Source organism: Luteimonas sp. A501 (genome assembly GCF_054052085.1).
The window spans coordinates 216,964-238,058 of the sequence record NZ_JBSVRI010000002.1 but is presented as its reverse complement, the minus strand read 5'-3'; the positions used below and the strand labels follow the sequence as shown (position 1 = coordinate 238,058).

At 67.5% G+C, this 21,095-nt stretch carries 19 protein-coding genes and 1 tRNA gene; 7 read left to right on the top strand and 13 right to left on the bottom strand.

Translation table 11 applies throughout. The annotated features are described in order from the left end of the window. The first annotated feature begins 129 nt into the window (after positions 1 to 129). Positions 130 to 206: transfer RNA gene (locus ACW7G5_RS07595), tRNA-Pro, on the top strand. Positions 207 to 285: 79 nt separating this feature from the next. Further along, positions 286 to 1,527, top strand: a complete 1,242-nt coding sequence (locus tag ACW7G5_RS07590; RefSeq protein ID WP_457003269.1) for a CynX/NimT family MFS transporter — start codon at positions 286 to 288, stop codon at positions 1,525 to 1,527. Here the strand turns inward: ACW7G5_RS07590 and ACW7G5_RS07585 are convergent. The 3 genes from ACW7G5_RS07585 to ACW7G5_RS07575 all read right to left on the bottom strand — a co-directional run bounded on the left by ACW7G5_RS07585 (position 1,524) and on the right by ACW7G5_RS07575 (position 5,556). Then, positions 1,524 to 2,066 (bottom strand): hypothetical protein, encoded by a 543-nt coding sequence (locus ACW7G5_RS07585; RefSeq protein ID WP_457003267.1) that lies wholly within the window; start codon positions 2,064 to 2,066, stop codon positions 1,524 to 1,526. The two genes, ACW7G5_RS07590 and ACW7G5_RS07585, sit on opposite strands and share 4 nt — an antisense overlap. 86 nt (positions 2,067 to 2,152) lie before the next feature. After that, a complete protein-coding gene (locus tag ACW7G5_RS07580; RefSeq protein ID WP_457003266.1) occupies positions 2,153 to 2,584 on the bottom strand; it encodes a hypothetical protein in 432 nt (143 codons plus the stop codon). Beyond that, positions 2,569 to 5,556 (bottom strand): RHS repeat-associated core domain-containing protein, encoded by a 2,988-nt coding sequence (locus ACW7G5_RS07575; protein WP_457003264.1) that lies wholly within the window; start codon positions 5,554 to 5,556, stop codon positions 2,569 to 2,571. The genes ACW7G5_RS07580 and ACW7G5_RS07575 overlap by 16 nt, the downstream gene beginning before the upstream one ends. Here ACW7G5_RS07575 and ACW7G5_RS07570 point away from each other — a divergent pair. After that, entirely contained in the window at positions 5,543 to 5,857 is a 315-nt protein-coding gene (locus tag ACW7G5_RS07570) for a hypothetical protein (protein ID WP_457003262.1), read from the top strand. The two genes, ACW7G5_RS07575 and ACW7G5_RS07570, sit on opposite strands and share 14 nt — an antisense overlap. Before the next feature lie 28 nt (positions 5,858 to 5,885). Here the strand turns inward: ACW7G5_RS07570 and ACW7G5_RS07565 are convergent, their stop codons facing one another. From ACW7G5_RS07565 to ACW7G5_RS07530, 8 genes are all read right to left on the bottom strand, one after another. Continuing rightward, complete coding sequence (locus tag ACW7G5_RS07565) at positions 5,886 to 6,872, bottom strand: patatin-like phospholipase family protein (RefSeq protein WP_457003260.1); 987 nt, start codon at positions 6,870 to 6,872, stop codon at positions 5,886 to 5,888. A gap of 120 nt (positions 6,873 to 6,992) precedes the next feature. Continuing rightward, the gene (argH, locus tag ACW7G5_RS07560) at positions 6,993 to 8,288 is read right to left on the bottom strand and encodes an argininosuccinate lyase (protein WP_457003258.1); all 1,296 of its coding nucleotides are present in this window, start codon (positions 8,286 to 8,288) and stop codon (positions 6,993 to 6,995) included. A gap of 118 nt (positions 8,289 to 8,406) precedes the next feature. Next, complete coding sequence (gene argC, locus ACW7G5_RS07555; protein WP_457003257.1) at positions 8,407 to 9,396, bottom strand: N-acetyl-gamma-glutamyl-phosphate reductase; 990 nt, start codon at positions 9,394 to 9,396, stop codon at positions 8,407 to 8,409. Continuing rightward, positions 9,389 to 10,735 carry an acetylglutamate kinase gene (locus ACW7G5_RS07550; RefSeq protein WP_457003254.1) on the bottom strand — a complete coding sequence of 449 codons (1,347 nt, stop codon included), beginning with the start codon at positions 10,733 to 10,735 and terminating at the stop codon, positions 9,389 to 9,391. The genes argC and ACW7G5_RS07550 overlap by 8 nt, the downstream gene beginning before the upstream one ends. 314 nt (positions 10,736 to 11,049) lie before the next feature. Then, entirely contained in the window at positions 11,050 to 12,159 is a 1,110-nt protein-coding gene (locus tag ACW7G5_RS07545) for an acetylornithine deacetylase (RefSeq protein WP_457003253.1), read from the bottom strand. A gap of 40 nt (positions 12,160 to 12,199) precedes the next feature. Then, the gene (locus ACW7G5_RS07540; protein WP_457003252.1) at positions 12,200 to 13,411 is read right to left on the bottom strand and encodes an argininosuccinate synthase; all 1,212 of its coding nucleotides are present in this window, start codon (positions 13,409 to 13,411) and stop codon (positions 12,200 to 12,202) included. A 109-nt stretch (positions 13,412 to 13,520) separates the two neighbouring features. Further along, positions 13,521 to 14,540, bottom strand: a complete 1,020-nt coding sequence (locus tag ACW7G5_RS07535; protein ID WP_457003250.1) for an N-acetylornithine carbamoyltransferase — start codon at positions 14,538 to 14,540, stop codon at positions 13,521 to 13,523. A 229-nt stretch (positions 14,541 to 14,769) separates the two neighbouring features. Then, the gene (locus tag ACW7G5_RS07530) at positions 14,770 to 15,279 is read right to left on the bottom strand and encodes a hypothetical protein (RefSeq protein WP_457003249.1); all 510 of its coding nucleotides are present in this window, start codon (positions 15,277 to 15,279) and stop codon (positions 14,770 to 14,772) included. 101 nt (positions 15,280 to 15,380) lie between these two features. On the opposite strand from ACW7G5_RS07530, the gene cysS reads away from it, so the two are divergent. After that, positions 15,381 to 16,823: a cysteine--tRNA ligase gene (cysS, locus tag ACW7G5_RS07525; protein ID WP_457003248.1), complete on the top strand. Its 1,443-nt coding sequence runs from the start codon at positions 15,381 to 15,383 to the stop codon at positions 16,821 to 16,823. 4 nt (positions 16,824 to 16,827) lie between these two features. After that, positions 16,828 to 17,271 (top strand): SufE family protein, encoded by a 444-nt coding sequence (locus ACW7G5_RS07520; RefSeq protein ID WP_457003246.1) that lies wholly within the window; start codon positions 16,828 to 16,830, stop codon positions 17,269 to 17,271. An 81-nt stretch (positions 17,272 to 17,352) separates the two neighbouring features. Here the strand turns inward: ACW7G5_RS07520 and ACW7G5_RS07515 are convergent, their stop codons facing one another. Further along, positions 17,353 to 17,874, bottom strand: coding sequence for a hypothetical protein (locus tag ACW7G5_RS07515; protein WP_457003244.1), 522 nt, complete (start codon positions 17,872 to 17,874; stop codon positions 17,353 to 17,355). A 192-nt stretch (positions 17,875 to 18,066) separates the two neighbouring features. Continuing rightward, positions 18,067 to 19,200 (bottom strand): RNA polymerase-binding protein DksA, encoded by a 1,134-nt coding sequence (gene dksA, locus ACW7G5_RS07510; protein WP_457003242.1) that lies wholly within the window; start codon positions 19,198 to 19,200, stop codon positions 18,067 to 18,069. A gap of 281 nt (positions 19,201 to 19,481) precedes the next feature. Between dksA and yidD the strand changes: the two genes are divergently transcribed. Together yidD and ACW7G5_RS07500 are read left to right on the top strand one after the other, a co-directional pair. Beyond that, the gene (gene yidD, locus ACW7G5_RS07505) at positions 19,482 to 19,706 is read left to right on the top strand and encodes a membrane protein insertion efficiency factor YidD (protein ID WP_457003240.1); all 225 of its coding nucleotides are present in this window, start codon (positions 19,482 to 19,484) and stop codon (positions 19,704 to 19,706) included. Then, positions 19,703 to 21,049, top strand: a complete 1,347-nt coding sequence (locus tag ACW7G5_RS07500) for a dihydroorotase (RefSeq protein WP_457003239.1) — start codon at positions 19,703 to 19,705, stop codon at positions 21,047 to 21,049. Before yidD ends, ACW7G5_RS07500 begins: the two co-directional genes overlap by 4 nt. Positions 21,050 to 21,095: the final 46 nt, after the last annotated feature.

The window sequence follows — 21,095 nt, the reverse complement described above, 5'->3', positions numbered from 1 at the left end:
GGCGGGCTCCGGTGCAGGCCATGCGGATTGGCCCGCCATTCTAGCGACTGGCGCCGCCGCCCCGGCCGCCGGCGCACGCAAGGCTTGCCCTTCCGGCCCCGGAGTCCCTAAAATGCGCAGCTCACCTGTCGGGGTGTAGCTCAGCCTGGTAGAGCGCTACGTTCGGGACGTAGAAGTCGCAGGTTCAAATCCTGTCTCCCCGACCACTTGGTGACCACGCAAAAACCGGCCCCACGGCCGGTTTTCTGCTTTCAGCGCCTCCCGGGCGCGCCTGGACACTGCAGCATGCCGGCTTCCCACGCCGCCACCGGCGGCCCCCACGCACGCGGCTGGCTGCTGGCGCTTGCCGGCATCACGCTTGCGGCCTTCAACCTGCGCACGGCCGTCACCTCGATCACGCCGCTGCTCGATGTCGTGGGCCGGGAGTTTGGCTTCGGCGCCAGCATGGCCGGCTTCATCGGCATGCTGCCCGCCGCGGCGTTCGCGGCCTTCGGCGCCGGCACGCCGGCGATCACCCGCCGCATCGGACTCGAGCGCACCGTGCTGCTGGCCATGGCGCTGGCCGCGGCGGGCCTGGTGCTGCGCTCGCTGGCCGGCGGCATGCCCCTGCTCATCGGCGGTTCGCTGCTGGCGCTGGCGGGCATGGGCATCGGCAACGTGGTGCTGCCGCCGCTGGTGAAACGCCATTTCCCGCACCGTGTGGGCTCGCTGAGCGTGGTCTACATCACCGCGCTCCAGGCGGGCACGATCATGGCGGCCCTGCTCGCGGTTCCGCTGGCGGATGCCTTCGGCTGGCGGCTGTCGATGGGCTTCTGGGCGCTGCTGGCAGTGCTGGCGATGCTGCCGTGGTTGGTGTTGCTGCGGCACGGATCCACGGCACCCTCCGACGCGACGTCCTCCGCCGGCGCCACCGGGCTCGAATCCACCCCGGGTTCGCGCAGCCGGGTCTGGCACACGTCCCTGGGCTGGGGCATGGCGCTGATGTTCGGCATGACCTCGCTGGCGACCTACGCCATGTTCACCTGGATGCCCCGGATCTTCACCGATGCCGGCGCCTCGCCGGCCTACGGCGGCGCGATGGTGGCGCTCTACACCGGCTTCAGCCTGCTTGGCGGGCTGGTGATACCCGGCCTTGCGGTGCGCATGCCCAACACCTTCGCGCTGGCGGTGCTCTGCGCGCTAGCGCAGTTCGCAGGCTTCACGGGCCTCTGGCTGGCCCCGATGGCGGCACCTTGGCTGTGGGCGATCCTGGTCGGGATCGGCGGCTGCACCTTTCCGCTCGGCCTGACCCTGATCAACCTGCGCACGCGCACGCCCGCGGGGTCAGCGGCGCTGTCGGGCTTCACCCAAGGCCTGGGCTACACGCTGGCCTGCCTCGGGCCGCTGCTGTTCGGCATCCTCAAGGACGCGACGGGGGGGCTTGCCTGGCCATTCGCAATGCTGGCGACAAGCGTGGTGCTGATGCTGCTGGGTGCGTGGCAGGCCTGTCGGCCGCGTTTCCTGGAGGATGTCGGACGTACGAGCTAGTCCCGACCGGTCGTCGTGACACAGCGCCCCGTAACGCGTTCATTCATTCCCCAAGGGCTCATGCTGCGCCGGGCGCCGGCCGGGATGTAGTTCAGCGACGCCTGGACAACGCCTGCGGCATCGGTGATCCGCGCCACGCTGCCCAGTTGGTCGTGGAACAGGTAGCGGCTGGTCGTGGTCGACCCCACGATGGTCTGCAGCACTACCCCGGCGATATGTCGCTTGATCGTGGTCACCGCCCCTTGCGTCACGATCTCCACGTTGCCCAGGTAAAGCGTCCGCTTGCCGCCTACGTCTTCGCGCTTGTAGCGCTGGCCGTCAGGGCCGTACCAGAACCGCAGCGTCTGCAGCGGCGCGCTGGTGGTCCCGCGCATGATCGCGTAGGCCTTGTTGTCGGCCGAGTAGCGGATGGTGCGGGCTTGGGCCGTCCCGGCCGCGTTGCGCACGGTCTGGTTGCCCTGGCTGTCGTAGGCGTAGCTGGTCGTGCCCACGCTGCTCACCCGGTGCGCGCCCACGGTACTGCTGGTGACCACTGCCACCCAGCGGTGAACCTCCCAAAAAGCTATAACTGATTCGTGACTTGTACGTTCATGACCTTACTACCGCCCAGCTTCTACCCGCGACTTCATTTCCATATTGGCACTTCTCCCGGAGACTTGGTCAAACTTATTTCACTCCACCAGCCATCTTTATTCAACCCCAACTTGCCGACAACAATGACGTTCTGACCAATTAACCTGTCCGAATCCTCATAAAACCCACCCGCACTGATCAGAACCGCAGCCTCGCGCCCACCCATAGCTGCGGAAACGTGATTTTCATAAAGAACAAATTCATCATTCTCTTTGATCAAGTAACCGCGAATCCCGACCTCCCGGCCTACGAGATCGTTTCGGCTTGAAAACAGCAATGAATATGGAATTCGACAAAGATCACCACTGGAAAGAACGCAAATCTGATCAACCGGGATCGCTCGACCAGCTTCAGGGCTACACGCAACTAGCATAGGAACTAAAGCAAGAAACGCAGCACCAATCATCCTCATCTCTTCCTCCAAGTAAAATGCTCCGCGTCGATGAAGGCGCCGCCGCCTTCGAAGTGGGCCTCGCGGAACTGCAAGTAATCGAACTGCCAAACTGCTCTATCACCTGCCCTCCCAACCATAGCCCCACGAAGCACGGCCGAATACTGCGCATGCTCCCACGTCATCGCATAATCCTCTCCACGTGAAGCAGATATTTCACCGGAAACAGAGCGCAAGTAACCGCTAAATCCTGAAGCGGCTCCTATAGGATGAGTATGCACCTCAAGCACCGTTAATTGATTCACGGGCACATGGACGCCCGTCGCAGTACCACGTGTTATATCCGCGACACTGTACCGCCCCCACTTTATTATATTGGCACCAACTTCCAAACCATATTTTTCTGTGAACGGAAAAAATGCATCAAAGAAAGCCATTTCGGCTCCGCCAGAGAACAAGAAGGTTCGGCCCGAAAATCCGTCTGCAATCCTGTTGAATTCGCGCTGTGCTTCTGGAGTGATAACTGTCGCCACACCGCCTGCCGCACTTGCGCGTCGCAAAGTACGCTTGCCGCCCGCCATCGCCGCCTGAATCGCCCCCATCACCGCGCCATTCGCGAACTTCCCTCCCGTCGCCCGCGAGATCGTGCCACCCACAATCGCCCCCGTCATGGTTCGCGCCACCGGATTCGGAATCTGGCCGCGGTCAGGCGTGAATGCCGCCGACAGCCCTGCGCTCGCGAATGCGTGTCCGAAGTTCCCGCCGCGCAGCGATTCCGTCACGCCGCCGGTGAACGTCTGCACGCCCCAGCCCGCCACGCCGCCATCAACGGTCGCGATGCGCACGCCCGCCGTGATCAGCGCCGTCATCGCCCCCATCAGCCCGCCCCGCCAGCTCTGCGTCGCCACAGCCCCCGAAACAAACCCCACGCCGGCATAGACCCCCGCCGTCATTGCAGCGCCATATGTGCCGGTAAAACCAGCCGCCCAATACTGCTGGGTCACCGCCGCCGCGAGCATGATGATCGCCCCCAGCCACCCCCGCTCCGACTGTCCCAGCATCCCGGTCGGGTCCGTATACCGCAGCGGGTTGTTGAACACGTACGTGTACGCATTCCAGCTCTGCGCGCTGCCCGGCGCCTGCACGAACGGATCCGGCTGCAGGAACCGCCCAAGCCCTGGGTCGTAGATCCTTCCGTTCATGTGGATCACGCCCACGCCGTCCAGGTGCTCGTGACCGGTGAACCCGCGGTCGCTCAGCGCGGGCGAGTCCTCCTCCACCTGCATCGGGTCGCTCATGCTGCGCCGGGCACCCGCAGGGATGTAGTCCAGCGACGCTTGGACGACGCCCGCGGCATCGGTGATCCGCGCCACGCTGCCCAGCTGGTCGTGAAACAGGTAGCGGCTGGTCGTGCTCGTGCCCACGATCGTCTGCAGCACCGCTCCGGCGATGTGCCGCTTGACGGTCGTCACCGCCCCTTGCGTCACGATTTCCACGTTGCCCAGGTAAAGCGTCCGCTTGCCGCCTACGTCTTCTCGCTTGTAGCGCTGGCCATCTGGGCCGTACCAGAACCGCAGCGTCTGCAGCGGCGCGCTGGTGGTCCCGCGCATGATTGCGTAGGCCTTGTTGTCGGCGGAGTAGCGGATGGTGCGGTCCTGCGCCGTCCCGGCCGCGTTGCGCACGGTCTGGTTGCCCCGGCTGTCGTAGGCGTAGCTGGTCGTGCCCACGCTGCTCACCCGGTGCGCGCCCACGGTGCTGCTGGTGCCACTGCCGTGCGTGGTGCTCGCTCCACAGCCGGCCCGGCCGGCATAGTCGATCGTCTGTCCGGTGCCGTCGATGGTCCGCGCGCAGACGTTGCCCACCGCGTCGTACACCGCCCAGTGGCCGGTCTTCTCGTAGGGCGCGTAGCTGGTCGCGCCGATCTGCAGGAAGTAACTGTTGCTCAGCCGGTGCAGGTCGTCATACACGAATCCCTCGACGTATCGCCCTCCCTTCTGCTGCGTGTGCAGGTTGCCCGACTTGTCCCAGCCGTAGGCCTCGTCCACCAGTTCACAGTCAGGGCCACCTGACTTGTCCGCACAGATTCGCAATACCCGGCCGGTCAGGGGATCGTGCTCGCGAGCGATGGTCATCTGGCCGTTGGCGCCGCGCTCCTCGTGGACCACGTTGCCCCAGGCGTCGGTCTCAAGCGTGCGTGCGTATTGCGACGCAGAGGAGCAGGCCGGAACCGCGTTGGATTCGTAATGGCAGGTCGCCCGCAGGGCACCGCGACTGCTGTACTCGTGCTTGACCCATTGTCCTGACGCGTCCTGGGCCAGGAATGGGCGGCCCTTGGTGTCGTAGACCGTCTGCGAGGAGTAGCTGACGCCATCGATCGTCGTGATCATGGACTGCGGGCGACCAAGTCCGTCGTAGACGTAGACGCGGCTCATGTCCAGGAACTTGTCCGTTTGCCCGCGCCAGCTGCTGTAGGCTCCGCCGATCATCTCGCTGGCCAACTGTCCGACGCCACCCGGCGCACTGTCATACTCGAACACCGACTGCGATTCGATGATGCCGCTGTCCAGGCGCACCGTACGCTCCCAGACACGACCGCGAGCATCGTAACGCTGCTCGGTACGCTGCAGGCCGGCATCCTGCTGCGCAATCAATTCGCCCAGCGCGTTGTACTCGAACGTCATGTAGCCGCTGTCAGGATCGTTTTGGGCCACCTTTCGCCCGAGCGCGTCATAGGCGAACTCGTTCAGGATCGTGCCGCGGCCCGCATCCCGTCGGACCTGGACTATGTTGCCAGCCGCGTCAAACCGGTTTTCCAGCACGAGCCCCGTGGCATCGATGGTCTGCACCACCTCGCCCAGACCGTTTCGCACTCCGATGGTGCTTTTGTTGCGCTGATCCGTAACCGTGGTCCGGTTGCCCGCATAGCTGGTGGAGACCTCCCCCGCGTCCGGCGTGAGCACCTGAAGCGGGCGCCCGAGCACGTCGTAGCTGGTGACCGTCCACATCCGCGCGGTACTGGTGCATGCCGAAGCCAAGCCGGTTGGTCCGTCGCTGCCCCCTGTGCCTGAAAGGAAGAACGGGTTCGAGACGAGCTCCGGATTGCCTGCCGCTGGCGCAATGTACCTGCCTCAGGAACAGCAGTTGGACTCGATCGCTGCAACCACGGGCATGCTGGTCGACGATGACTTCGAGTTGCGGCTGTTGCGCTGCTTCCGGAGGGCGCCTGTCCGTGCAAGGGTGCTGTTCCTTGAGATGGTGGAGTTGATCGCTCCGGATACCCGAAGACAGCGAACGCAGGCAGGCTGAAGGACGCAACAAGGCTCGTCCCTTGGCTTCAGCGGAAGCTGGCGATATCCACCGTCGAGCGCTTCCCCACCTCGGCCGCGTGTGCGTCCAGCCATTCCCGCGCCCGGGCGCGGCCGTGGTCGCGCAGGGTTTCAAGGAACGGCAGGCTGGTGGTCGACTTCGAATCGTCGTCGAGCCGCGCCATCAGTTCATCGTCGGCGACCATGTGCATGCGCTTGCGACGCACCGGATGCTCCTTCACCAGCCACGGCACGATCGAGCGGCGCACGAACTCGCGCATCCGGACCAGGCTGCGCATCTCGGCGAGGAAGGCGGCGTTGAACGCCAGCGCCTGGGTGCGGCCGCGGATGTCCGCGGCCGAACGCGGCAGTTCGCCGTGGCTGACCGGGCTCAGCAGCACCAGCAGCACGTCGTCGACCCTGCACTCCGCCAGCAGCGGAAGCACCGGCGGGTTGGCGGCGAAGGCGCCGTCCCAGTAGGGCTCGCCGTCGATCTCCACCGCGGCATACAGCGCAGGCAGGCAGGACGAGGCAAGCACCACGTCGGCGCTCAGCTCCGGCGTGCGGAACAGGCGCAGCCGGCCGGTATTGGCATGGGTCGCGGCGATGAATAGATCGAACTTGCGCTGCGCGCGCAGGCGCTCGAAATCGACCTGCGCCTCGACGATGTCGCGCAGCGGGTCGTAGCCCAGCGGGTTGAACTGCGACGGAGCCAGGAAGCCGCTCCACTGCAGCATCAGCGACGCCATGGGCGAGGGCCGGCCATCGGCGGATCCTGCCCCCGCCTGCAGCAGCGGCGCACTGCCGCCGACCGCGGCCCAGAAGCGGGCCAAGGCTTCGCGCGCGGCTTCGGGGCCGCCTTCGAGCAGGCCATGGGCCAGCACGACTGCGTTCATCGCGCCGGCGCTGGTGCCGCTGGCGCCGCGGAGATCCAGGCGCCCGTCCTCGAGCAATGCGTCGAGGACACCCCAGGTGAATGCGCCATGCGCGCCGCCGCCCTGCAGGGCGAGGCTCACGCTGCGCTTTCGGGCACTGGTCCTGGCATTACTCACTGCGTCGGCTCCACGTAAGGCTTCCTTGGCTGCAACCCGGTGGGGGCTGACGCAACAGCATCACACGCCAGCCGCGTCGGCACGCTACACGGTGCCCGATGCTTCAAGTCGCGCGCGCAGCATTTCCAGCCGCAGATCGCCCGCAGCGCCGGGAGACGTGCGCGCGGCAAGGCTCGCGGCGGGATCACCTTCAGCCCAGCGCACCGGATCGGCGGCTTGGCGATAGGCCTCGCGGAACGGCAGGCCGTCGCGCGCCATATCGACGGCGAGATCGGTCGCATACATCGACGGCTCCAGCGCGGCGCGCATGCGCTCCGTGTCCCAGTCGAGGTTGCGCAGCAGGTCGGGCAAGAGCGCCAGCGCCTGCAAGCCCTTGCCGAAGCCGTGGAACAGCGCGCCCTTGGACAGCTGCAGATCGCGGTGGTAGCCGGACGGCAGCGACAGCAGCTGCTCGATCTCGGTGCGCGCGGCGGCGACACTGGCATAGGTCGCGCGCATCAGCTCGATGACGTCGGGATTGCGCTTGTTGGGCATGATCGAGCTGCCCGTGGTGTATTGCGCCGGTAGCCTGGCGAAGCCGTACTCGCCCGAGGTGAACAGGCTCAGGTCCCAGGCCAGGCGGCGCAGGTCGAGCATGGCGCTGGACAGGGCTTCCAGCGCGGCCATCTCGAACTTGCCGCGCGAAAGCTGCGCATAGGTCGCCGCCACCTGCAGGCGACCGAAGCCGAGGGCCGCGGTGGTGTGGTCGCGCTCCAGCGGCAGATTGACGCCATAGCCGGCGGCGCTTCCAAGCGGGTTGGCGTCGATCCAGGCCAGGGTGTCGCCGGCGCGTGCGGCGTTGTCGATGAAGGCCTCCGCCCAGGCCGACCACCACATGCCAAGCGAGGACACGACGGCGCGCTGCAGGTGGGTGTAGCCGGGCAGAGGAACGTCGGCCTCGGCGTGTGCGCGCTCCAGCGCGATAGTGGCGGTCTCGATGCACAGCGCGCGGGTCCGTGCCAGCTTCTCCTTCAGCCACAGCCGCGTGGCCACCAGCACCTGGTCGTTGCGGCTGCGGCCGGTGTGGATGCGGCGGCCGGCGTCGCCGAGGCGTTCGGTCAGGCGCGCTTCGATGGCGGAGTGGCCATCCTCGTAGCGTGCATCGAGCACGAAGCCGCCGCTTTGGAAGTCGTCGGCCAGCGCGTCGAGTTCGCGCGCGATGCCGGCCAGTTCGTCCGCGGCCAGGATGCCGATGCGCGCGAGGCCTTCGGCGTGGGCACGGCTGGCCTGGATGTCGTGCAGGAAGAAGTCGCGGTCGAGGATGACGTCGTCACCGGCCAGGAAGGCCTGGATGTCGCTGTCGACGGTGACACCGGGCTTCTGCCAGAGGAGGTCGGTCATGTCGTTCTCCATTTTTACTGCTGTTGTAGGAGCGGCTATAGCCGCTCCCACAGGGGGGCTGATGGTGGTCTCGGTGGTGAGGGCGTGGGCGTGGGGCGGTGGTCAGCGGTATGGGTGATCAGTCGAACGGGATGCCCTGGGTCTCGGGGTAGCCGAAGGCGAGGTTGAGGTTTTGCAACGCCTGGGTGGCGGCGCCCTTGAGCAGGTTGTCGAGCGTGGACACCACCACCAGCCGGCGACCGTCGGCCGACAGCGTGAAGCCGCCGACTTCGACGCCGTGGCGGCCGGCGATGGCGCTGACCCAGGGTGCGTCGTCGGTGACGCGCAGCAGCGGTTCGGCGTTGTAGCGCGCGTGGTAGCGGGCCGCGACCGCGTCGAGGGCGATCGGCTCGCGCAGGTGCATGTTCGCGGTCAGGGTGATGCCGCGGAAGTGCGCCGCGACGTGCGGCATGAACTCGACCGGCGTGCCCAGGTGGTGGGTGACCTCGCGCTCGTGCAGGTGGTCCACCAGCGCGTAAGGCATGAGGTTGTCGCGGAGCTTGTCGGCGTTGTTGCGGTCCGACGGCGTGGTGCCGGCGCCGGAGTAGCCGGACACGCCGAAGCACTGCACCGGGCCCTCGATCAGGCCGAGCATCGGCGCCACCGCAAGCTGCATGGCACTGGCGTAGCAACCGGGATTGGCGATGCGACGCTGGCCCGCGTACGTGCCGCGCGTGAGTTCCGGCAAGCCGTAGTACCAGGCGTCACTGAAGCGGTGATCGGCCGAAAGGTCGACGATCACCGGGCCATCGGCGTCGACGGCATCGGCCTGGACATCGACGTCGGCGTGAGCGCCTGCCGTGCCCAGCGATGCGATGCAGGCCTCCGACTTGCCGTTCGGCAGCGCCAGTATCCAGGCATCGAGCCCGAGGCCACCGAGTTCCTCATGCGCGAGGCTCCGGTAGCGCAGCTCGCCGCGATACTCGGGTACATGGTCGGACACGCGCTGCCCGTCGAGCTCACGCGATGACACCGCCGCGAGCTCGAAGCCGGGATGCGCGGCCAGCAGCCGGATCAGTTCGGCGCCGGTGTGCCCGCGCGCGCCCACGATGCCAACGGTCCTAGCCATCGAAGCCCTCCTCCTTCTCTTTCACATCCACCAGGGTGGCCGGACGCGTGGCGCAGTGGGCGACCGCGCGCTCGATCTCCGGGAACTTGTCCATGCCGTACCAGAACACCTTCCACATGTCCTGCTTGAAGCATCCGTCGGACTCGGAATAGTAGAAGGCATTCGCCGCGTTGCCGTTGCGCGAGCGCCAGAACAGGCTCGGTGTTTCTTCGCGCATCACCTGCCAGACGGCGCGCCCCAGGCCTTCGCCCTGGGCATCGTCGAGCACGGCGAACTTGTCGAGATAGGGCACGCCGTCGACTTCGGTCAGGATCACGGCGGTACGGTAGTTCTCGCTGACATAGGCCCGCAGCAGCGGCGTGCGCTCGAAATAGTCCGGCAGCAGGCTGCGGCCAAAGGCCGACTCGATCAGCATCCGCAGCCGCGACAGGTCGAGCTCACTCCAGGCGGCCGCACGCAGCACGCGCTCGCCGCGACGCACCAGGGTGCCGGAGCCCTTGTGGGTGAACAGCTCGCGCGCCAGCTGGTCGGGCCGGGTGATCGACACCGACGATGACGGCGGCAGCACCATCAGCAGGTCGTGGATCTGCTCGATCTTCAGGCGCATGCCGGAGTGCAGCCAGGGCTGTGCCAGCAGCTCCCCGTACTCGGTGCTGAGGTTGATCGAATCGATCACCTTGTCATCCGGACCCAGCAGGCCGCCGGTGCCGGTGAGGAAGACGATCTTGTAGGGCTGGATGGCCTTGATCAGCTCGTTGGCGGCCCAGTCGGCGTTGACGTTGACGATCTGGCCTTCGGCGGTCTCGCCAAGCGACGTGATCACCGGGATCGAACCGGCCTTGATCGCCGCGCCGATGCCGTCGGTGTCCACGCGCACCACCTGGCCCACCAGGCCGTAGCGCTCGCGGTCGAGGAAGCTGCACTCGAACACGCCCGACTGGATCGAGGTCGCGCGCACGCCCTCCACCTGCAGTGCCTCGACCAGGCGCAGGTTCTGCTGCCGCATCACCCGGCGCACGATCGCCAGCCCCGCGGCATCGGTATGCCGCAGGTTGTCGATGGTGCGCTTCTCGATGCCGGCCTCGCGCATCGCCTGGTCGAGCTGCGGCCCGGCGCCGTGGACCACGATCGGCGTCAGCCCCACCTGCTGCAGGAAGGCCAGCGACGAGGTCAGCGCCTCGAGGTCGTCGCGCAGCACCGCGCCGCCGACCTTCACCACCGCGAAGCGCTTCGCATCCAGCTGCGAAAAGCGCTTCAGGTACTGGCTGATCTCTTTCGCGCTGCCCATCCCCGACAACAGTCGAACGATGGTCTGGCGGGTCTGTACGTGTGCTTGCATGGGTTGCTGCTTCGTGGGGCTGGGAGAGAGGCAAAAGCTTTTTTGCCACGGATTTGCGCGGATGAACGCGGATAGAGCAACGGCCTTTATGCCACGGATCGTGCGGATGAACGCGGGTGGAGCAAGAGCCCTTTTTGCCGCGAATTTGCGCGGATTACGCGGATCATGGCGAGGCCAGCCGAATTATCGCGCCCTGCCCCACAACACATGTTTCACAGGGATTTCCTCTTCGAACTCGCCTTGACCCAATCCGCGTAATCCGCGCGAATCCGTGGCAAAAGAGCGCTCCTTTTCTGTCTTTGCTTTATCCGCGTTCATCCGCGCAAATCCGTGGCTGAAATGCTCTGGCTTTTAATGATCCCCACCACCGCCGCGGCATAGGTGCGCAGTTGGTCAAGCGCGACCCATTCGTCCGCGGTGTGGGCCTGGGCGATGTGGCCGGGTCCGAAGACGATGGCGTCGAGGCCGGCGGCGGAGAACAGCGAGGCTTCGGTCCAGAAGTCGACGGCGTTGCCGATGGGCAGGTCGAAGCCTTCCGCCAGGTCGCGGGCGGCCAGGCGGCGTTCTTCGGCGGCTGCGGTGTCGCCCGCGGGCAGCGAAGGGCCGTGGAAGGTGGCGGTGTAGTCGCTGCCTTCCGGCGCCAGGGCTTGGAAGCGCGCGTGCAGCTGCGCCACATCGTGCGAAGGCAGCGGACGAAAGCCGAAGCGCACTTCGGCCGCGGGCGCGATCACGTTGGCCTTGATGCCGCCTTCGACGCGACCGATGTTGAAGCGCAAGCCGGTCAGGCCGCCGAAGCGCTGGTGGACCTCGGCTTCGGCAAGCGCCAATGCATCCACGCCCCAGCGCATCGCCTTGTGCACGGCGCTCGCCGAGAGCGCCTGCGCGCCCGAGGCATGGCCGGCCTCGCCGTGGAAACGCAGCTGCACGGCGGCGATGCCGCGATGGGCGAGCACGGCCTCGCAACCGGTGGGCTCGGCCACCAGCACCTGGCGGAAGCCGTGGTCGGTGGCCAGGAAGGCAGCGATGCAGCGCGGGTCGTTGGCCTCCTCATCGCTGGAAAAAAGGAAGGCGGCATCGCCGTCCACGGCCTGCGCAGCCGCGACCAGGCACGCGGCCGCGCCCTTGATGTCGCAGGCGCCGAGGCCGATCGCACGGTCGCCTTCGACGCGCAGCACGTGCGGATCGGCCGTCCACGCCGGCGAATCCGGCACCGTGTCCAGGTGCACGTTGAACAGCAGCGACGGAGCGCCGCGGCGCGCGAACAGCGACACCGCGCCGGCGCCGTGGTCGGTCACGGTCACTTCGAAGTCCGGCAGCTGCGCGCGGATGTAGTCGAAGATGCCGCCGGTGCCGATCGCCCGCGGCGGATTGCGGGTATCGAAAGACACCAGCGCGGCCAGGTGTTCAAGAACCCTGTCGATCACGACGCCAGACTCCTGTGGGAAGCGCTGCCAGAGAATCCGGTCACGACCTGTTGACCTCGGCCCACAGGGTGCTGCTCATGCCAAACAGCTTGATGAAGCCTTCGGCCTCTTCCACGCCCCAGTCGGCGGACTGCGCATAGGTGGCACCGCTGGCGTTGAGGATGTGCGGCGAACGCACGGCCACGGCGTCGACCCGCCCGCCGCGGGTTTCCAGCATCACCTCGCCGTTGACCATGCGTTGCGACGAGGCCAGGAAGGCCTCGAGGTCGGTCTTCAGCGGGTCGTGGTAGAAGCCTTCGTACACCAGCTCCACCCACTTGCGGCCGACGTCGGGCTTGAAGCGGTTCTGCTGCTTGCTGAGCACGGCTTCCTCGAGCGCGCGATGCGCGACCAGCAGCGCGGCCAATCCCGGCGCTTCGTACACGATGCGGCCCTTCAGGCCGATGGTGGTGTCGCCGGTATACATGCCGCGCCCGACGCCATAGGAGGCGAACATGCGGTTGAGCCGGGCCAGGATCTGTTCGCCCGGCATGTCCTGGCCATCGATCGCCACTGCTTCGCCACCGATGAAGCGCAGCGCGACCTGCAGCGGCTCGGCCGGCCAGGCGCTGCGCGGCGCGCACCAGCCGCGCGCGCCCTCACCCGGCGCTTCCCAGCGATCGATCTCGCCGCCGGACATGGTGATGCCCAGCAGGTTCTCGTTGATGGTGTAGGCCTTCTGCCTGGACTGCACGCCGAAGCCCCGCGCTTCCAGGTAGGCCTGTTCGTAGGCGCGCGTCTGCGTGTGTTCCTTCTGGATCTCGCGGATCGGCGCCACGATGCGGTAGTCGCCGCTGGCCTTGACCGCGAGGTCGAAGCGCACCTGGTCGTTGCCCATGCCGGTGCAGCCGTGGGCGATCGCGTTGGTGCCGAGGTCCTTCGCGCGCGCCAGCGCGGCGTCGACGATCAGGTAGCGGTCGGAGACCAGCAGCGGGTACTGGCCCTGGTAGGCCTCGCCGGCGTGGACGAAGGGCTTCACGAAGCCCTCCCAGATCGCCGGGCCGCCGTCGATGGTGACGTGGCTGGCCACGCCCAACTCGGCCGCCCGCGCTTCGATCGCCTCGCGCTCGGCCGCGTCCACGCCGCCGGTGTCGGCGAAGACGGTGTGCACGGCCCAGCCGCGCTCCTGCAGCCACGGCACGCAGAAGCTGGTGTCGAGGCCGCCGGAGAAGGCGAGGACGATGTCTTTGGATTCGGAAGCGGAAGCGGTCATGTCGGATCTCTGGATGGGGGAACTGTGGGAGCGGCTACAGCCGCGATCGTTGTCGCCGGATCGCGGCTATAGCCGCTCCCATAAGAGTCGGGGGATGGTGGGTAGACCGTCAGCGCGCGCCCACCAGCGTGCGCATCACCGCCTTCTGCACGTGCAGCCGGTTCCCCGCCTCCTGCACGGCGATGCAGGCCGGCGAGTCCATCACCGCGTCGCTGGCCTTGACGTTGCGGCGCAGCGGCAGGCAGTGGCTGAAGACGGCACCGTTGGTGCGCGCCATCTTGGCCTCGTCGACCATGAAGTGCCGGTACTGGTCGCGGACCGGCTTCTCCGGGGCCCAGTTGCCGAAGTACGGCAGCGCGCCCCAGCTCTTGGCGTAGACCACGTCGGCGCCGGCGTAGGCGGATTCGATGTCGTGGCTGACGGCCAGCGAGCCGCCGCTTTCGGCCACGTTGGCTTCGGCCCAATCCATGTAGCGCCCGTCCAGCACGTACTCCGGCGTCGGGCACAGCAGGGTCACGTCCATGCCCATCCGCGTGGCGATGGTCAGCGCAGAATTGGCGACCGCGGTGTTGAGCGGCTTCGGGTGATACGTCCAGGTCAGCACGTACTTCTTCCCGCGCAGGTCGCTGGTGCCGAAGTGCTCCTGCAGCGCCAGCGCATGCGCCAGCTCCTGGCAGGGATGGGTGATGGTCTCCATGTTGATGACCGGCACCGTGGCGTACTTCGCGAAGCCTTTCAGCACCCGGTCCTCGCGGTCCACCGCCCAGTCGATGAACTTCGGGAAGGCGCGCACGCCGATCATGTCGACGTACTGGCTCAGCACGCGCGCGACCTCGGCGATGTGTTCCTCGGTCTCGCCGTCCATCACCGTGCCCAGCTCGAACTCGATCGGCCAGGCATCCTTGCCCGGCTGCAGCACCACCGCGTGCGCGCCGAGCTGGAAGGCGCCGAGCTCGAAGCTGGTGCGGGTGCGCATCGATGGATTGAAGAACACCAGGGCGATCGACTTGCCCTTCAGCGCATCGCCGATCGGCTCGCGCTTCATGCGCGCGGCCTCGGCGAGCACGGCGTCGAGTTGGGCGCGGGTCCAGTCCTGGGTGTTGAGGAAGTGCTGCGGCGTGGGAGTCATGGCTTGGTCCATGGGAAACGGAAACGAAAAAGCCCGGCTCGGGCCGGGCTTCGAACGACGGAACACAGCTGCGGTCCGGTCTAACCCAGGGAAAGGTCGGATTCCGGTCGACGCGCGCGCGAGGTCATGCCTGCCGCCATGCGGGCGGAGGTCAGGAGGTCGTGGACTCGGGCGTCGGCGTGTTGCATTGCAGCGATCTTCCCATGCCGGCCAGCAGCGGGCAAGGCCTTCAGTCGTCGTTGCCTTCGGGCACGACCGGGGTGACCGCCACCTTCACCCGGAGCCGGTTGCCCGGGTCGCGCGGCAGCCGCGAGCGGTACTTCACCCCGCGGACCACGTAGTCGACGTCATAGGCGATCGGGCGGCGGAACTCGCGCTCCACCGGCACCATGCGGCAGTCGCCCTCGCCGTCACCGTCGGTATCCGGCGCCGCATCGCGGCGGTTCCCGGGGGTCAACACGTCGCGGACGGCGCCGACCACGCGCGACAAGCCGCGCCGCTCCTCGCTGTCCTCGGGCTGGACCAGGCTCGACTGCTCGCAGCGCTCGACCATGCTGGTGGCGCGCAGTGTCTGGTAGACCGGCTCCGCGCGCAGTACCTGGGCGTACTCGTAGCGCACGTTCTCGTCCTGGATCACCGTGTGCTGCGCCCACGCGGGTTGCGCCGCGAACACCGGGACCAGGAGCGCGGGGGCCAGAAGCAGCGGCAGCCACCGCTTTGCGGGAAAGTAGGCAGGCATGGTGAACGCGGAGTGTAGGCGCTGGGCCTGCCGGAGGGCTGAATCGTGGCTGTCACGGCGCCCCGCCGGTAGAATCCCGGGTCTGCCAAGCGGCCCGCGAAATGACCCTCCGACTCTTCAACAGCCTCAGCCGCACGCTCGAGGCCTTCCAGCCACGCGACCCCGCCCGCACCACGATGTATGTCTGCGGGCCCACGGTCTACAACTACGTGCACATCGGCAACGCCCGCGGGCCGGTGGTGTTCGACGTGCTGGCCGGCGTCCTGCGCCGCCGCTTCGGCGCGCTGGCCTACGCCCGCAACATCACCGACGTCGACGACAAGATCAACGCCGCCGCCGCCGCGCAGGGCGTGCCGATCTCGGCCATCACCGACCGCTTCGCCGCCGCCTACCGCGAAGACATGGCCGCCCTGGGCGTGGCACCGCCGGACATCGAACCCGAAGCCACGGCGCACATCGCCGAGATCATCGCCATGATCGAACGGCTGGTCGAAAGCGGCCACGCCTATGCCGCCGAAAGCCACGTGCTGTTCGCGGTCGCCAGCTTCGACGGCTACGGCAAGCTCTCCCGCCGCGAGCTCGATGACATGCTCGCCGGCGCGCGCGTGGACGTGGCGCCGTACAAGCGCGACCCGGGCGACTTCGTGCTCTGGAAGCCCTCCACCGGCGACCTGCCCGGCTGGGACTCGCCCTGGGGCCGCGGCCGCCCTGGCTGGCACATCGAATGCTCGGCGATGGCCGCCGCCCACCTGGGCGAGACCATCGACATCCACGCCGGCGGCGTCGACCTGCAGTTCCCCCACCACGAGAACGAGATCGCGCAGAGCGAGTGCGCCCACGGTGGCGCGCCCTTCGCGCGCTTCTGGCTGCACAACGGCATGCTCAACTTCGGCGGCGCCAAGATGTCGAAGTCGGTGGGCAACATCGAGAAGGTCCACGACCTGGTGCAGCGCCATCCGCCCGAGGCGCTGCGCCACGCGCTGATGTCGGCGCACTACCGGCAGCCGCTGGAGTGGTCGGACGGCCTGGTCGAGCAGAGCGTGCGCACGCTGGACCGGCTGTACGGGACGCTGCGCGACGTCGATGCGCTGCTGGCGCAGCACGGCGCCGTGGACGGCGGGATCGCCGCCCCGGTGGACGTCGCGATCCCGAATGCAATCGAAGCCGCGCTCGACGATGACCTGAACACCCCGCAGGCGCTGGCGGAGCTGGCGGCGATCGCCGGCAACGCGCGCGTGCTGCGCAGCGCGATCGCCAACGGTGACGCCAGCGGCGACGGCCCGCTGCTGGCGCTGGCCACGCTCGGCGCCAGCCTGCGCGCCGGCGGCCGCGCGCTCGGCCTGCTGCAGCAGGCACCGGCAGCCTGGTTCGCCCGCGGCACCTCCGGCGATGACGACGCCCGCATCCAGGCCCTGGTCGACGAGCGGGGTGCGGCCAAGCAGGCGCGCGACTTCGCCCGCGCCGACGCCATCCGCAACCAGCTTGCCGGCGAGGGCATTCTTCTTGAAGACACGCCGCAGGGCGTACGCTGGAAGCGAGGCTGAACCCATGGATGCCAGGACACACTTCCCGATCGAAACCACCGCCGCCGAAGCCCAGGCCACGATCCGCGACGAATTCGCCTTCTTCAGCGACTGGTCCGAGCGCTATCAGTACCTGATCGACCTCGGCCGCAAGCTGCCTGAATTCCCCGCTGAATTCCGCACCGAGGCGCACCGCCTGCACGGTTGCCAGTCGATGGTCTGGATCGTGCCTTCGGGCGATGCCTCGCGACTGGACTTCGCCGCCGCCAGTGACTCGGCCATCGTCTCCGGACTGGTGTATCTCGCGCTGCGCGTCTACTCCGGGCGCAGCGCGCAGGAAATCCTGGCCAACGACCCGTCCTACATCGCCGACATCGGCCTGGCCAAGCACCTGTCGCCGACCCGCAGCAACGGCCTGGCCGCCCTGCTCGCCTTCATCCGCGACGCGGCGCAGCGCGCACAGGCGTAAGCGGAAGCGGGCCGGGTTCCGTCGCCCCCACCCACGGGGCGACGCCGGGCGCGCCGGCCCACTGACACGGTACGCGATTGCCTAGAGACCGACTTCTTGGTGGACTTGCTGGCCGAAGTAGTTGATTTCCATGCCAGGCCTCAGCGCACAGCTGATGCTTGCGGCACTGAACGGGAACTGGGTTGCCGGCAGCACCGGATCCCAACCGATCACGCTGAATCCACCGGCCGGCACGCTGATCGTGGCCGGAGTGGAGACCGAGCCGTAGAACTCGTTCCCATTGACGAACGTGCACGACAGGGTGGCCGCTGCAGTGCCGCGATTGGTCACGCTTGCCGCCACCTTGAATGGGTTGGAGGGGTTTGCGTCGTCCCACACGGCGGAGCAGGTGACGAAGGCGATGCTTGCTCCCTCGTTGGCAATGGCTTTCGGACGTTTGCGAAGTGCGCCTTCGTAAGTGGGCAGCGCACCTGTGCAGGCACTACCGCCGTTGTGTACGTAGGCGCGCTCCACCGTCGCCGCGTCGGCCTGTGCTGGCATCGCGGACGCGCAAACGCCCACCGACAGCATCGCTGCGAAACAACAGGTGCTGGAGAACTTCATGCGTGGCATCCTGATCGACTGCCCCCGGGACAACCCGCGGGAATGGACCGTTGCCCCGCCTGACATAGACGACGCTGCAACCTGTTTCAGGACATTTGCGCGCGGGACACGCTTCTCTCCCAGCCGGGAGAAGGGCCAAAGAAAAACCCCGCCTGCGCGGGGTTTTCCGTGGGACTCGATGACGCAGCAGCCTCAGTCGCCGATCTGCTTCTGCAGGTGCTCCCAGCGCTCCTGCTCGTCGATGGTGCGCTCGGCGGTCAAGCGGGCCTCGAGGCGATCCAGGCCGATTTCTTCGCCGGAGTCGACGCTGAAGCCGTAATCACCCGAATCCACGCGCTTGAGCGTGCTGTCGATCTTGCCGATCAGCTTGCGGTAGCGATCGCGGGTACGCAGCTCCAGGGAATTCTCGGTCTCGCGCGTGGCACGCTCCGCGTCGTCGCCAACGTCGCGCACTTCGTCCTTGAGGTTCTCGATGGTCTGCTTGGACTCGTCCACGAGGTCGGCGCGCCAGTCCGCCAGGCGCTGGCGGAAGTACTCGAGCTGCAGCGCGCTCATGTATTCCTCGTCCGGGCCGGGCTTGTAGCCCGCCGGAAGGATCGGACGGCCGGTGGCCTCGTCGATCTTGTGGGGAATGGTCTTGTAGCGGGTCTTCGGCGCCGGAGTGGTGGCGGGCCTGTTGGTCACGGCGACCGCCACCTTACCCGCCGGACGTGCCGGGATCTTGCGTGCCGGTGGCACCTGGCCGACCTTGGTCGAAGGCTTGGCGGTCGCCTTCCGGGCCGCGGGCGCGGCCTTCTTCGCGACCGGCGCGCTGGCGGCGACCTTCGTCGCAGCCGCCTTCTTCACCGGCGGAGCGGCCTTCTTCGCCACCGCCTTCTTCACGACAGCCTTCTTCACGACGGCCTTTTTCGCCACCGGGGCGGACTTGCTGGCCGCGACCTTCTTTTCCACGACCTTCTTCACCGGAACTTTTTTCACAGCCACCTTCTTCACTGGGGTCTTTTCAACCGACGTTTTATTCACTGCCGCCTTCTTTGCCGCAGGCTTCGCGATCTTCTTCACCGCGGCCTTCGCCGGCGCCTTCTTCACCGCGGCCTTCACCGGCGCCTTCTTCACGGCGCCCTTGGCCGGCGCTGCCGCGAGGGCCTTCTTCGGGGCGGCCTTCTTCGGGGCGGCCTTCGTCGGCGCAGCCTTCTTCGAGGCCGCCTTCTTCGGCGCGACCTTCTTCGGCGCGACCTTCTTTGAAGCGGCCTGCTTCGAAGCGCCATTCTTCGCTGTGGGCTTGACGGCCTTCGCGGCCTTCTTGACGGTCTTCTTCACTGCCACGTTCGGCGATCCTTCTTGTAGAAGTGGGTTGCCGGTCCGCTCCACGCGGCCGGCCACCGGCCAATGCAGCGGAAGTGGGGCATCCAGCGGTACGTGGCCGCATCGCGGCGACGACTGACGTGTCCGGCCACCGGTAGCGTTTTTGAGGACGCGCTCGTGGCCGGCGCCACACTCCCGGCGCTTGGACGGGAAAGCGGGCTGTTATACCCTGCCCTGACTGCAGCGGCAACCGCGGCGCGCCGCGCACCCCACTTTTATCCGGCGCCCCCTTGATCGACCGCATGCTCATCGCGCTGCTGCGCGGCTATAAACGCTGGCTCAGCCCGCTGCTCGGTCCGCGCTGCCGTTTCCTGCCGACCTGCTCGGAATACGCCATGCAGGCCATTGCGCTGCACGGCGCCCTGCGTGGAAGCTGGCTGGCCGCGAAGCGCGTCGGGCGCTGCCACCCCCTCAACCCCGGCGGCATGGACCCGGTCCCGCCGCGCGACGACGGAAGCCCGCCATGACCGACACCCTCATCCTCAATGCGCGCCTGGTCAATGAAGGCCGCGAATTCGATGCCGACCTGCGCATCCGCGACGGCCGCATCGACGCCATCGGCAGCCTGGCGCCGCGCGCCGGCGAAACCATGGTCGATGCCGAGGGGCGCCGGCTGCTGCCGGGCATGATCGACGACCAGGTGCATTTCCGCGAACCGGGCATGGAATACAAGGCCGACATGGCCACCGAGTCCGCGGCGGCCGTGGCCGGCGGCCTGACCAGCTTCATGGACATGCCCAACACCAGCCCCCCGACCCTTGATGCCGCGGCGCTGGAGAACAAATACCAGCGCGCCGCCGGCCGCGCCCACGCCAACCATGGTTTCTACATGGGCGCCAGCAACGACAACCTGGAGGCCGTGCGCGCCATCGACCCGCGGGCCACGCCGGGGCTGAAGGTGTTCATGGGCGCCTCCACCGGCAACATGCTGGTGGACGATCCGGAGACCCTCGACGGCATCTTCCGCGACACCCCGGTGCCGATCATCACCCACTGCGAAGACACCCCGATGATCGACGCCGAGCAGGCGCGCTACCGGGAGAAGTACGGCGACGACATTCCCGCCGCCTGCCATCCCGACATCCGCTCGCGCGAGGCCTGCATCAAGTCCACGCGCCTGGCGCTGGAGCTGGCGCGCCGCCACGACACCCGGCTGCACGTGCTGCACATCTCCACCGCCGACGAGCTGGCGCTGTTCGAGGCCGGCCCGCTGGTCGACGCCGACGGCCGGCTGCGCAAGCGCATCACCGCCGAGACCTGCATCCACTTCCTGCGCTTCGACCGCGCCGACTACGCGCGCCTGGGCCACCAGATCAAATGCAACCCGGCGATCAAGGACGCCAGCGACCGCGAAGCGCTGCTGCGCGCCCTGGCCGACGACGTCATCGACGTGCTCGCCACCGACCATGCCCCGCACACCTGGGAAGAGAAGCAGGCGCCGTATACGCGCGCGCCCAGCGGCCTGCCGCTGGTGCAATACGCCCTGGTGGCGGCGCTTGAATGCGTGCACGAGGGCCATTTCGACGCCGCGCGCGTGGTGCAGAAGTTCGCCCACGCCCCGGCGCAGCTGTTCGACGTCGCCGAGCGCGGCTTCCTGCGCGAGGGCTACCACGCCGACCTGGTGCTGGTGGAGGACGTGCCGTTCACCGTGAAGCGCGAAGACGTGCTGTCCAAGTGCGGCTGGTCGCCCTTCGAGGGCACGACCTTCCGCTCGCGCATCGCCTCGACCTGGGTCAACGGCGAACTGGCCTGGGATGGCGCCCGGCTGGTCGGTGCGCCGAACGGCCGCCGGCTGGAATTCGCGCGATGAAGGTGACCGCAGCGCTGTTCGTCGGCCTGCTGTCCTCCCTGCCCTG

Excerpts from the sequence above, each read along its gene's own strand:
- cysS (WP_457003248.1), top strand. The coding sequence starts at position 15,381 with ATGACCCTCCGACTCTTCAACAGCCTCAGCCGCACGCTCGAGGCCTTC.
- ACW7G5_RS07515 (WP_457003244.1), bottom strand. The coding sequence starts at position 17,874 with ATGAAGTTCTCCAGCACCTGTTGTTTCGCAGCGATGCTGTCGGTGGGC.
- ACW7G5_RS07520 (WP_457003246.1), top strand. The coding sequence starts at position 16,828 with ATGGATGCCAGGACACACTTCCCGATCGAAACCACCGCCGCCGAAGCC.
- ACW7G5_RS07535 (WP_457003250.1), bottom strand. The coding sequence starts at position 14,540 with ATGACTCCCACGCCGCAGCACTTCCTCAACACCCAGGACTGGACCCGC.
- ACW7G5_RS07500 (WP_457003239.1), top strand. The coding sequence starts at position 19,703 with ATGACCGACACCCTCATCCTCAATGCGCGCCTGGTCAATGAAGGCCGC.
- yidD (WP_457003240.1), top strand. The coding sequence starts at position 19,482 with ATGCTCATCGCGCTGCTGCGCGGCTATAAACGCTGGCTCAGCCCGCTG.
- ACW7G5_RS07530 (WP_457003249.1), bottom strand. The coding sequence starts at position 15,279 with ATGCCTGCCTACTTTCCCGCAAAGCGGTGGCTGCCGCTGCTTCTGGCC.
- ACW7G5_RS07575 (WP_457003264.1), bottom strand. The coding sequence starts at position 5,556 with ATGTGGACGGTCACCAGCTACGACGTGCTCGGGCGCCCGCTTCAGGTG.
- ACW7G5_RS07540 (WP_457003252.1), bottom strand. The coding sequence starts at position 13,411 with ATGACCGCTTCCGCTTCCGAATCCAAAGACATCGTCCTCGCCTTCTCC.
- argC (WP_457003257.1), bottom strand. The coding sequence starts at position 9,396 with ATGGCTAGGACCGTTGGCATCGTGGGCGCGCGCGGGCACACCGGCGCC.
- ACW7G5_RS07550 (WP_457003254.1), bottom strand. The coding sequence starts at position 10,735 with ATGCAAGCACACGTACAGACCCGCCAGACCATCGTTCGACTGTTGTCG.
- ACW7G5_RS07590 (WP_457003269.1), top strand. The coding sequence starts at position 286 with ATGCCGGCTTCCCACGCCGCCACCGGCGGCCCCCACGCACGCGGCTGG.
- argH (WP_457003258.1), bottom strand. The coding sequence starts at position 8,288 with ATGACCGACCTCCTCTGGCAGAAGCCCGGTGTCACCGTCGACAGCGAC.